Origin of the sequence: Synechococcus sp. Tobar12-5m-g, assembly GCF_024345415.1 — a bacterium.
Taxonomy (GTDB): Bacteria; Cyanobacteriota; Cyanobacteriia; order PCC-6307; family Cyanobiaceae; genus Regnicoccus.
This window is the reverse complement of sequence record NZ_JAGQBB010000007.1, coordinates 110,083-121,571: the sequence shown is the minus strand read 5'-3', so window position 1 is coordinate 121,571 and position 11,489 is coordinate 110,083. Positions and strand designations below refer to the sequence as shown.

Genomic DNA, 11,489 nt, shown 5'->3' with positions numbered 1-11,489 from the left:
GCACTGCGCAGGCTGATCCCGGCTTCTGCCGCAAGGGCTTTGAGCGGCACACCATCATCGAGATGCCTGCAGATCAGGCGTTCACGACCGATGGGCGTCAATCGGGCATTGGGGTGGCTATGCATGGTGTGTGAGGTTTGGGACGGGCGGTGACACCCCGACCCTGGCGACCTCACACCCAATCGTCAGCTGAACAACGTGGTGGGACTACACACCTAGGAGAAAACAAGGTGCTGTTAAGCGTGCGGGCAAGGGTTGAGCATGCCTTTAGGCTCATTACAACCTGGATGCGCGGCAAGCTGTCAAGGCAGAACTGCCTGCCGGCAATGAGGGCTTGGTGTGGTCTGTCCAATCTGATTTATGACTTTCTGCGATACCTGTACGGCATTTTAAAAGTAGTGAGGCTGGCTTCCTGATCATTCATCTCGGAACTTATGGCCCCGTCTTGAAGTCCTGGCTGCTGCCACCCATCATGCGGATTCGAGCAGAACGAGAGGTTGAATGTGACAAACGAGAGGTTGAATGTGAGATCTGAAACTTTCCTCGGGAATATCAACTTTGTGAAGTGCCCTTATGTCTTGGTTTGAAAAAATCTCTTGACGAAAGGGTTTTCTTTGTGATTACGTAGGTAAGTAAGTTGTTGTAGTCTAACTCTTCGTGTCGATCTCGCTCAGCTTCCCTAATGTCTGGAGTTTCCCTGATTTGACCTTACTGCTCCCCACATTCAGACGACCTAACCCAACAATAGATTTTTTGATTTATGGCTAAGACTTTGCTCGTCACTGGCTCTTCCGGCCTGATCGGATCGGAGGTCTGTGTTTATTTTGCCCGTGAGCTTGGCTACGAGGTCCACGGGGTGGACAATAATCAGCGGGCTGTCTTCTTTGGGCCACAGGGCGACACTCGGTGGAATCAAAGCCGACTTGAGCAGGACCTTCCCAATTTTCACCATCATGAGCTGGATATCCGCGATCGTGGCGGGGTCATTGCCCTGGTGAAATCGCTTGGGCCTTCTGCCATCGTTCACACGGCTGCCCAGCCCTCCCACGACCGAGCTGCAGCGATCCCCTTCGACGATTTTGATACCAACGCCGTTGGAACACTGAATTTTCTGGAGGCCGCTCGACAGGCGTGCCCGGAATCCCCCTTTGTGCACTTGAGTACAAACAAAGTGTACGGCGATGCACCAAATCGAATCGAGCTACGGGAGATGGAAACCCGTTGGGACTACGCAGACCCCACCTACGCGGAAGGGATACCCGAAACGTTTAGCATCGATCAGTCCACGCACTCCATCTTCGGGGCATCGAAGGTTGCTGCCGATGTGATGGTTCAGGAATACGGGCGTTACTTTGGCATGCCCACATGCGCACTTCGGGGAGGCTGTTTGACCGGCCCGAATCACAGCGGCGTTGAGCTGCACGGCTTTCTCTCCTACCTGGTTAAGTGCAATGTGGAGCATAGAGAATATAAGATCTTTGGCTACAAGGGCAAGCAGGTGCGTGACAACATCCATTCTCATGATGTAGCCCGTTTCATCGCAGCATTTGTCGCTGCTCCTCGCGTGGGTGAGGTATACAACCTTGGTGGTGGTAAGGCCAACAGCACATCAATACTAGAGGCCTTCAAGCTTGCCGAGAAGTACACTGGCAAGGCCCAAGACTATGCGTACATAGACGATTGTCGCATCGGCGACCATATTTGTTACTACTCGGATCTCAGAAAGATGCGTGCGCATTATCCATCTTGGGACATCACTCACTCTCTCGAAGACACTGTTCGCCAGATTGTCGAGGCATGGCAGCATCGAAAAGGTAAGTAAGCAGTAGTGACTTTTCCATAAGAATGTTAGTAACTCCGCTTTGACTTCTGCTAGCTGTAAGCTCTGCCTAGGAGATGTTTCGACTTGGTTCCATCAATATGATTGTGCTCGAGTGTTGGTTTACCATGTTTTCCTGATCATTATCGACGGAATCTTGTGGTCAACAAACATGGCACAAACTCCCCTTGCTAGATACATCATTAATCGGCTAATAGCGATCATTGACACTAGTCCCCCCCTGTTGACGCACGAATGAAGGTCCTGGTCTCGAGCAGTTTTTTCGCACCTGATCACGCAGGTATTGGCGTTTATTCGACAGACTTTCCTGTTTATCTTGCAGAGCGTGGCCATTGCGTCACTATGGTGACGGGGTTCTCCTACTACCCGCGCTGGCAGAAAAGTCCCGAGGACAGAGGAAGGTTGCTTGCGACTGGCAGATACCAAGGCGTTCGCACACTACGCGGGTATCTCTACGTTCCCCGCAAGGTATCGACCTTCAAGCGCTTGCTGCACGAGGCCTCATTCTGCCTGTTTGCTGCACTGAACTTTCTACGTGCAGGTCGTCCTGATGTCATCGTCATCTTTACACCACCATTTTTTCTGGGTTTCGTCGCGTTGTTGGCGGCAAAGGTATGGTGTCGACCGCTCGTCATCAATATTCAGGATCTTCCCTTGGACGCTGCTGTTGCTCTCGGCATGCTGGAGACAGGTCCCCTGTCTCGGATTATGCAAACCCTTGAGGGGTGGATCTACCGCCAAGCCGATCAGGTCACGACGATTTCTGATGGCATGTTGGTGAAGGTTTGGGCGAAGGGCGTACCATCACACAAAACAAGGCTTGTTCCAAACTGGGTGGATGTAAAGGAATACGCTGGCGCTGCCCCGTCTGGGCGCTTCCTAAACCAGCATTCGGCCGCCGTTAATAAGCTTACAGTTGCATATGCAGGAAATCTAGGAGTGAAGCAGGGAGTGGATTCATTGATTCGGCTAGCAAGCGCCGTAGAGCACGACCCACGCTTCTATTTCTTTGTGATCGGGGATGGTGCTGACAAACCACGCCTTTCAACAATGGCGGATGAGATGCAGCTTAAAAATCTCACTTTCTTGCCATTCCTCGACCAGAACAAGTATAAGGAGATGCTCACGGATGTAGATTTGATCTTCGTTTCTCAACGAAGCGGCGCAGGGGACAACTTTTTCCCATCCAAGCTGTTGGGTTTGATGGCACGGCAGAAGCCATTGTTGGTGGCCGCTGACGCAAGCTCAGAATTGGCACAAGCCATCGTTGCCGGCAGATTTGGCTTGGTAAGCCCCTACGGCGATTTACCGGGATTGCAGCAAAACTTAGAGACCTATGCCAATGATGCTGTTTTCCGAGAAAAGACTGGGTGGCGCGGGCTAGAGGCGGTTAAGGCTTTTGATCGGAACACTGTGCTAGGGGACTGGGAATCTTCGCTTGAGGTTCTCGTTTTCAATCATGCGCAGAAGTTTCGTATCTGAAACCGAAATGAACGTGTTTCCAACTCGCAATATGGCTTGACTTAAGTGCACCTGATAAATGCCTAAGTATATATGGCACCGCTTTAATGCCACGATAGAAACTATACATTCCAATGGTGCAAAACTGAATTGAGTTGATTCTGGGATGAGGAGAAGCGAGCTCTACATCTTCAACGCGTAAATCCGACGTTGGCAGCTCTACTGAGACGATTCCCTGAGAGGACTTTAGCCAACTGCTGGAGCAAGGTTAAGCGACGAACGCAAGTGAAATGCGGGTTTTAAGCGAAATGATCCGCTCAACCTCTTCAAGATGCTGGTGCTGCAGCAGCTGTTCAACCTCAGCATAGGCATTGCCTTTCGCTTGCGGTTGAGGAGCTGGAAATTGAGGTCAACGACAGGGGCTTATTAGAGGGCATCTTAGACTGGACACCCTTCTGCGTGATGAACACCATTCCCGATTCCAACAATATTAGGGCACCACGAATCATGAGCACTATATGAACTCCAGGCAGTCACAAAGTTGGCGGCTCAGGCCTGAGCACCTACGACACACTTTGAATCAGCCCTGGCCACAAGGGGGTGGAGCCCAGCCGCATCTGGCTCTTTCCCAACTGGGTGGATTGCGACGCCATCGAGCCGGAACCTACGCCCGCCCAGCCAGACTGGCGAGCCGAGTTGGGTTTGCCCGCCGATGCGGTGGTGGCCCTGTATTCCTGCAGCATGAACCGCAAGCAGGGGCTGGACGTTCTCGCCGAATGCGCATGCGCTTCGCGGCTTGCCGGCCTACCCACCCTCCACTGGATCTTCTGCGGCGCCGGACCCACCCGCGCCGCCTTCGAAGCCTCCTGCGGAGATCTCCCCAGGGTGCGCTTCCTGCCCCTGCAGCCGTCGGAGCGTTTCAATTCCCTGCTGCACTCGCCGATCTCCACCTGCTTCCTCAGAAGGCGTGGTCACCCGCCCGCGGTGATGCGGCTGCACTCGCTGACGCCGCCCAGGCCCTGGCTGAGGATCCCCCCGGCGAGCCCGCCTGGGGGCCGCTGCTCGCCAACTGGCCTTGTTGGACTGGGATCGGGATGCGGTGTTGACCAAATTCGAGCAAAAGCTCGATATTCCCTGATAACTTTAGTCGCTTAGCTTCAGGTTCAATGAAATCCACTGGGCTGCTCAGGCTTTACAGCAAGGATCTCAACCTCATTCAGCGTTGGCTGGATCCGCTGGTGATCAGCGGCACCTTTCTCCTGCTCTCTTTTTGGAACACGGGCGCTTATCCCAGCCAGGGCAGTTTGTTTGAGCAGGCCGGATTCTGTATTCTTGTCGTCTCCGCCCTTGTTCTCAACCAAGGAAACATCTATCAGAGCTATCGACAGGAGAGTTTGGTGCTGTTGCTGCGCCGCCTGCTGGTGAGCTGGTTGACGATGATCACGATCCTGTTGTTGATCGCCTTCTTCACCAAAACCAGCGATTCTTTCTCGCGTTTTTCTGTCATCGTCTGGACTGTTCTCAGCCTAGGTTGGTTTCTCCTCTGCCACCTGGGGGGGCGCCAGCTTCTCCGCAGTTATCGCGCCAAAGGAGGGAACAGCCGCCAAGTGATCTATTGGGGACCCGCCGATACGGCCGACCTCTTCAATCAACAGCTCGTCGCCCACCCCCATCTGGGCCTGCGGCTGGCGGCTTGGTTTGAATCACCCTCCCCAGAGCCCACCAGCCTGCCGAAATCCATTCCCCCATCCCAGGGGGGTCTCTCCGAACTGCGGCGCTGGCTGGAATCGAACACGGCCGACAAGATCTATTTCAGTTACTACCCTGATCGCCGCACCAACCATCTTTCTATGTCCGAAGTGATTCATTTCTTCGGTGATACCTGTCTGCCGGTTTACTACGTTCCCCACTGGGCCCAGGAGGGGATGACATTCAACATAGACCGGCTTGGCAGTCAATTGGTGTTTTGCCTCTGGGGACCGCCAGAAGCCAATCTCCAGCGTCAAGCCAAGAGGCTGATTGATTTGTTTGGTTCGCTAGTGCTGCTTATTGTCTTATCTCCTCTTCTCTTGTCGATAGCTGGCTTGATTTCGCTCACAAGCCCTGGTCCTGTTCTCTTTTGTCAGGATCGTTATGGCTTTAAAGGTCGACGCTTTCGTATCTTTAAGTTTCGAACCATGACTGTCATGGAGCCAGGCGATAGCCTGGTTTATGTCCAAGCTAAACGCAATGATCCTCGTGTTACCCCTTTAGGAAGCTTTCTTCGCCGCTGGTCCCTTGACGAGTTGCCTCAGCTCATCAATGTATTGAAGGGAGAAATGAGCTTGGTGGGTCCACGTCCCCACCCGGTTTCTCTGGACGAAAAATTCCGTCCTCAGATCTCCGCCTTCATGCAGCGCCTCCAGTTCAAGCCCGGCATGACCGGCCTGGCCCAGGTTGAGGGTTGGCGCGGCGAAACCTCCACCCTGCAATCGATGGCCAGCCGCATCGAGGCGGATCTGCGCTACCAGCGTGACTGGTCGTTACGCCTTGATATCAAGATCATGCTGCGCACCGTGTTCGGCTTGTCATCCCCCAACGCCTTCTAAACCGTCCAGGCTTTGTCAGCCAAACCAGGATTTGCCGTCACTGCGCTTGCGGCTGTGGCGGCGGGCTTGCCGGGCCGTGAACTGGCTCACGCTGGGGTTGCCGCCGACCGGATCCACGTGGGCCACCTGCTGCCAGAGGTCGCGGGGCGCCCAGCGCACGGTGTGGTTCACCGAATCGAGGCGCACCACGTGGCACCAGTGGCTGGAGCCGCAATCGGCGCAGAACAGCTCCTCGATCCATTCGTTGCTGAGCACCAGCACCGGAAAGGCATTGATCACCAGACGGGCCTTGCCATCGGGCATGCCCCGCTGCTTGAGCTGCTCGGAGGTGAGCAGGTGCAGGAAGTACTTTTTGCCGTTGCCCAGCAGCTTTTGCTCCGGATGGGCCGGGCAGAACAGCTCCCGCCGGCGGCTGCGCTGGCGGGGCTTGCGCTCAGCGCCGCGGTTCTCCCCGGGGTCTCCATTGCCTGCCTGCATGCCGCGCCGTGCTCAGAGATCGGTCAATCCTTGCGCAGGTTTCGGCTTTTTCGGCGCCCTCCCGCCAGCTTCTGATCATGGATTGCTCACCGCCAGCAGAGCATCCCCGTAGGCCTCTCGGAACCAGCCGATCCGCTGTTCCTCACCACCGAGGATCGGCGCTTCGGTGATCAGCCCGGCGATCGGCTGCATCGTTTCACAGACGGCATGGTCTTCCCCGGTGATTCGGCGCAGACTCGGGCCCACAAAGAACGGCAGCCACGGCTCCGTGATCTGGCGCACAACGCGGTGAAGCCAGGATCGGTCATCGATCGGAAAGGGGGCTGGAAAATACCAGCTGCGCACGGTGGTGCGATCGTGGGCCTCGGGAACATACTGGGTGATCGATACATACCAGCTCTGCAACACCCGGTAGTGGTTGACCAGCAGGTTCGGAAAGATCTGCAGAATGCGATAGCCCCCGGGGCGGTAGGTGCCCGCCTGGCAGCTCTCGGCCATCTCCCTTAGATCACCAGGCTGGCCCTTGTAGAAAAAAGCACTGTGGCGCCCGAATCGCGGGTAATGGGCATGGTCGGGATCCAGATAGCCGGCCTTGCCGAAACTGGAGGGATGAACGGAAAAGAGCATCCGGAAGGTGGAGGGATGCACCGCAAACAGATGGTATTCCTCCAGGGTGAGCTCATAGAGGAGCTTCCAGTTCGCTCTCACGGAGCTGCATGCCGTGTGAGGCGGGATGGTCACCTGGCCGATCGCCTGCAGGATCGGCCAGGCTTCGGCGAGATACTCCTCTAGGGATTCATCCGCTCTGGCGGCGCCAGTCCCGGCAGTGATCTGGCGGCAGAAACGGCCGAAGATGAGGAACCCGCAGGTGGCGATCTCGATCTCCTCAAGCCTCGCGCCCAGCTCCCTGGGTGTCACCCCGAAGAGCTTCTTGCACTGGGGAATGCCCACCGCTTCCCCCGCCTGGTTGTACACCCAGTGGTGGAAAGCGCAGCGCACCAGCCCCGATCCCTTCGCCTTGGTGCGAATCGGATGGAAACGATGACGGCACACATTTTCAAAACCCCTGATCGTGGTGCCGAAGCGCTGAACGAAGACGGAGCTCCCGCCAAGACGGCAACGAATCCAATCGTTGTCGTTGGGAATGTCGGTGGTGAGGCAGAGCACCGTCCAGACCGGGCGAAAACAGGCTTGCTCGTTCGCGAAGGCCTCTGGATTGCTCAGGGAGCGTGCCCAATCGGAACGCTGCCGCTCATCCATACTGCAGGAGTTGCTCGATGAAGTACCTTAAGGCGCCCGGCTGGGCTGGCTGATGCCCTGTGCCGGTGCCATCCTCGGTTTTCGGCTCGTTGCCCGTCTGGATGAACCGTTCCGCCGACTGGATACACCAGTCCCTGGCCGATCTCGGTCTGGCCCGGGTCAGCGCCGAGGCCGGCCACCACGAATGGGCCTGTTTTGCTTGCCATCAGGCGGTGGAAAAGGCGCTCAAGGCCTTGCATTTGCAGCGTGGTCAGCAGACCTGGGGCCATGGCCTCGGCCGGGCCTTCCGTGATCTGCCTTCTCCGGATCGAGAAGCCCTGACCCAGGCTGTATCCGATCTGGAAGATCGCCTGCGGATCCTCGACGCCCTCTACATCCCCACCCGCTATCCCGATAGCCTTCCGGATGGCGCCCCCACCGACCATTTCGGGCGTTTGCAGAGCGACGACGCCTTTCGCCATGCCCGTTCGCTTGTTGACGCAATCCGTGATGCGCTGGCCTGATGCGGCCGAGGTGCTGCGTGAGGTGTCCGATTGGGCGGAGCGCCAGGGCCAGGTCCATCCCTCCCTGCAACGGGTGGCCGTCTTCGGCAGTTATGGCCGCGGCACCGCCGGGGTGGGCAGTGATCTGGATCTGCTGCTGATCGATGCCGCCGCCGAGGGCCCCCAGCACGGCAGGTTGCTGCCCTGGCCCCTGGAGCAACTGCCGCTCTGTTGTGATGCCTTGGTGCTGACGCCCGTCGAACTGGACACCCTGATGGCCTCTGGTCAGCGGATGGCCCGGGAACTCCAGCGCGATGCCCGCTGGATCTGGCAACGGGTGACGTAGCCCTCACTTCGCCTCCATCCAGTTCGGCCCCACTCCCGTCTCCACCAGCAGGGGCACCTTGAGTGTCACGGCGCTCTCCATCACCGCCTTCACCTGCGCGCGCACAGCCTCAAGAGCCTCGGGGGCGGCCTCCAGCACCAGTTCATCGTGCACCTGCAGCAGCAGCCGCGCTGGCAGAGCCTCGGCTTCCAACTCGTGGTGCAGCCGAACCATCGCCAGCTTGATGATGTCGGCCGAGGAACCCTGGATCGGCGCGTTGGCCGCCGCCCGCAGCTGCTGGGCCTCCATGCCGGCCCGGCGGGCCACGTCCAGCTCGATCTCCAGCGGGTCCTTGCCGAGCAGCCGCCCGAGCCCGTTGGGATCGAACGGGAAGGGGCGCCGCCGGCCCAGGATCGTCTCCACGTAGCCGCGGCTGAGGGCCAGCCGCTCCTGCAGTTCCAGGAAGGCGAACACCTTCGGGTAGCGCTGCTTGTACTTGCTCAGGAACTCCTTGGCCTGGGCGCCGCTGAGATCGGTTTCCCGGGCCAGCCGCTGGGCGCCCATGCCGTAGATCACGCCGAAGTTGATCGTCTTGCCCAGGCGCCGCTCCTCTGGGGTCACCGTGTCTTTGTCGAGCAGCAGCCGGGCCGTGAGCGCGTGCACGTCGTCGCCGTCGTTGTAGGCCTGCACCAGCACTTCCTCGCCGGAGAGGTGGGTGAGGATGCGCAGCTCGATCTGGGAGTAGTCGGCGCTGATCAGGCTCCAGCCCTCCTGGGGCAGGAAGGCCTTGCGGATCCGGCGGCTGAACACCGTGCGGATTGGAATGTTCTGAAGATTCGGGTTGCTGCTCGACAGCCGCCCGGTGGCGGTCACCGCCTGGTTGAAATCGGTGTGCACCCGCCCCGTTTCCGGCTCCACCAGCAGCGGCAGCGCGTCCACATAGGTGCTCTTGAGCTTGCTCAGAATCCGGTGTTCCAGCACCAGGGGCACCACCGGGTGGTCGTCTTCGAGCTTCTCGAGCACGGCGGCATCGGTGCTCCAGCCAGTTTTGGTCTTCCTCGATTTCTTGCGATCCAGCCCGAGGGTGTCGAACAGCAACTCCCCCAGTTGCTTGGGGGAGGCCAGATTGAAGTCGACCCCGGCGGCCGCCTTGGCCTCCTGGTCGAGCCGCAGCAGCTGGTCCCCCAGTTCCAGGCTCAGCTCCGCCAGGTAGGCGGTGTCGATGCGGATGCCCGTGGCCTCCATGAGGGCCAGCACCGGCTCCAGGGGTAATTCCACATCCTTGAGCAGGGTGCTCAGCTGGGGCCCCATCGCCGCCAGTTCCGCCGCCAGCAGCGCCGAGAGCCTGCGGGTCAGGTGCACGTCCATGGCGCAGTAGAGCGCCGCCGCCGCGATCGGCACCGAGGCGAACGTGTCGCCCTTGGCGACCAGCTCGCTGAAGGCGGTTGGCACGAAGCCGAATTCCCGCTCCGCCATGGCGTCGAGGCCATGCCTGGCGTTGGCGTCCCGCAGGTAGTCGGCCAGGAGGGTGTCCATCACCACGCCGCCCAGGGCCAGGCCGTGGCGCAGCAGGATCAGCCGGTCGTATTTGGCGTTCTGCAGCGCCTTGGGGTGGGCAGGGCTCGCCAGCCAGGGGGCCAGGGCCGCCAGCACCGTCTCCAGGGGCAGTTGTTCGGGGGGCGAGGGCGGCTCGCTCAGCAGATCGGCGGCCATGGGCGGCTGGTGGCCGATCGGGATGTAGGCCAGATCAGCGAGCCCCTCGCCCCAGCACAGGCCCAGGCCCACCAATTCCGCCTTGAACGGGTTGAGCGAGGTGGTCTCGGTGTCGAAGGCCACTGGGGCGGCCGGATCGGTGGACGAATCGGTGGCCGCCCAGAGCCGCGCCACCAGGGCTTCCAGCTGCGACGCGGTGGAGATGATCTGGGGACAGAGTGCTGGCCTGGCCCCCTGCTCGGGCTCCGAGGTGGGCCCAGGCGTGAGGTCAGCAGTGGGCTCCTCCCCAGCCTCAGGCGCTGGGGTGGCCGGTTCCGGGGCCTGAGGGCGCGGGGTGTGATCGGCGGAAAACACCCGCTCGAACGCTCCCAACTGCCGCGCCAGGCTGTGCAGCTCAAGCTCCTGGAGCCGCCGCTCCAAGGCCCCGCCATCCACGCTCCCCAGCGCCAGCCGTGGCTCGCTCGGCAGCGGGATGTCGATCAGGATCTCGGCCAGCATCCGCGAGTGGTAGGCCTTCTGGCGGTCGGTTTCGAGCTTCGCCCTCAGGGCCCCCTTCTGTTGATCAAGCGCCCCGTAGATGCCATCGAGATCGCCGTGGGCCTGGAGCAGGCTGATGGCAGTCTTCGGGCCCACCCCCTTCACGCCCGGGATGTTGTCACTCGCGTCGCCGGTCAGGGCCTTGAGGTCCACCACTTCTTCGGGGGTGACGCCCAGCTTGGCGATCACCCCCTCACGCCGGATCACGGTCGGACCCGAATTCCTGGCGTAGGGGCCGCCGCCCATGTAGAGCACGGCGATGTCGCGCCCGTCGTCGACCAGCTGGAACAGATCGCGGTCACCGGAGAGGATCCGCACCCGCCAGCCCCCGTTGGCGGCCCGGTTGGCCAGGGTGCCGAGCACGTCGTCGGCTTCGTAGCCCGGCGCCATGCACAGGGGCAGATCCATGGCCTCGGAGAGGATCTGCTGCAGGTTGGCCAGGTCGGTGAAGAAGTGCTCGGGGGCTTCGTCGCGGTGGGCCTTGTAGGTGGCGTCGGCGTCGTGGCGGAAGGTGGGCCCGGCCGTGTCGAAGGCGATCACCACCCCCTGGGGTGACAAGCCCTTCACGTTTTCCAGCAGCGCCTTCAGAAATCCATAGGTGACGCTGGTGGGCACCCCCTCCTTGGTGGCCAGGCCGCCGTCGCCCCCCTTGGCGAAGGCATAGAAACTGCGGAAGGCCAGGGAATGGCCATCAACCAGCAGCAGCAGCGGCCGCTCGCTCTGCCCGGATTGGCTGGATGGATCCGAGGAAACAGTGGCTGCTGGGGGGGGGGCTAGCTCCATTCCCCCCAGCCTGCCACCATCGG

8 protein-coding genes are annotated in these 11,489 nt (G+C 59.8%); 5 read left to right on the top strand and 3 right to left on the bottom strand.

Annotated elements, in window-relative coordinates; genetic code table 11:
- Positions 1 to 760 precede the first annotated feature (760 nt).
- The 3 genes from KBY66_RS06490 to KBY66_RS06480 all read left to right on the top strand — a co-directional run bounded on the left by KBY66_RS06490 (position 761) and on the right by KBY66_RS06480 (position 5,889).
- Complete coding sequence (locus KBY66_RS06490) at positions 761 to 1,822, top strand: NAD-dependent epimerase/dehydratase family protein (RefSeq protein WP_255088441.1); 1,062 nt, start codon at positions 761 to 763, stop codon at positions 1,820 to 1,822.
- 252 nt (positions 1,823 to 2,074) lie between these two features.
- A complete protein-coding gene (locus tag KBY66_RS06485; protein ID WP_255088440.1) occupies positions 2,075 to 3,322 on the top strand; it encodes a glycosyltransferase family 4 protein in 1,248 nt (415 codons plus the stop codon).
- Positions 3,323 to 4,467: 1,145 nt separating this feature from the next.
- On the top strand, positions 4,468 to 5,889 hold the full coding sequence (locus KBY66_RS06480; protein WP_255088439.1) for an exopolysaccharide biosynthesis polyprenyl glycosylphosphotransferase: 1,422 nt from the start codon (positions 4,468 to 4,470) through the stop codon (positions 5,887 to 5,889).
- 15 nt (positions 5,890 to 5,904) lie between these two features.
- Here the strand turns inward: KBY66_RS06480 and KBY66_RS06475 are convergent, their stop codons facing one another.
- Positions 5,905 to 6,366 carry a hypothetical protein gene (locus tag KBY66_RS06475; protein WP_255088438.1) on the bottom strand — a complete coding sequence of 154 codons (462 nt, stop codon included), beginning with the start codon at positions 6,364 to 6,366 and terminating at the stop codon, positions 5,905 to 5,907.
- A gap of 75 nt (positions 6,367 to 6,441) precedes the next feature.
- Positions 6,442 to 7,626, bottom strand: a complete 1,185-nt coding sequence (locus KBY66_RS06470) for an aromatic ring-hydroxylating oxygenase subunit alpha (RefSeq protein ID WP_255088437.1) — start codon at positions 7,624 to 7,626, stop codon at positions 6,442 to 6,444.
- A gap of 65 nt (positions 7,627 to 7,691) precedes the next feature.
- Between KBY66_RS06470 and KBY66_RS06465 the strand changes: the two genes are divergently transcribed.
- Both KBY66_RS06465 and KBY66_RS06460 read left to right on the top strand, forming a co-directional pair.
- On the top strand, positions 7,692 to 8,129 hold the full coding sequence (locus tag KBY66_RS06465) for a HEPN domain-containing protein (RefSeq protein ID WP_255088436.1): 438 nt from the start codon (positions 7,692 to 7,694) through the stop codon (positions 8,127 to 8,129).
- Positions 8,116 to 8,454 carry a nucleotidyltransferase domain-containing protein gene (locus KBY66_RS06460; protein WP_255088435.1) on the top strand — a complete coding sequence of 113 codons (339 nt, stop codon included), beginning with the start codon at positions 8,116 to 8,118 and terminating at the stop codon, positions 8,452 to 8,454. The genes KBY66_RS06465 and KBY66_RS06460 overlap by 14 nt, the downstream gene beginning before the upstream one ends.
- A 3-nt stretch (positions 8,455 to 8,457) precedes the next feature.
- Here KBY66_RS06460 and polA read toward each other — a convergent pair whose 3' ends face one another.
- Positions 8,458 to 11,466 (bottom strand): DNA polymerase I, encoded by a 3,009-nt coding sequence (gene polA / locus KBY66_RS06455; protein ID WP_255088434.1) that lies wholly within the window; start codon positions 11,464 to 11,466, stop codon positions 8,458 to 8,460.
- Between the last annotated feature and the right edge of the window lie 23 nt (positions 11,467 to 11,489).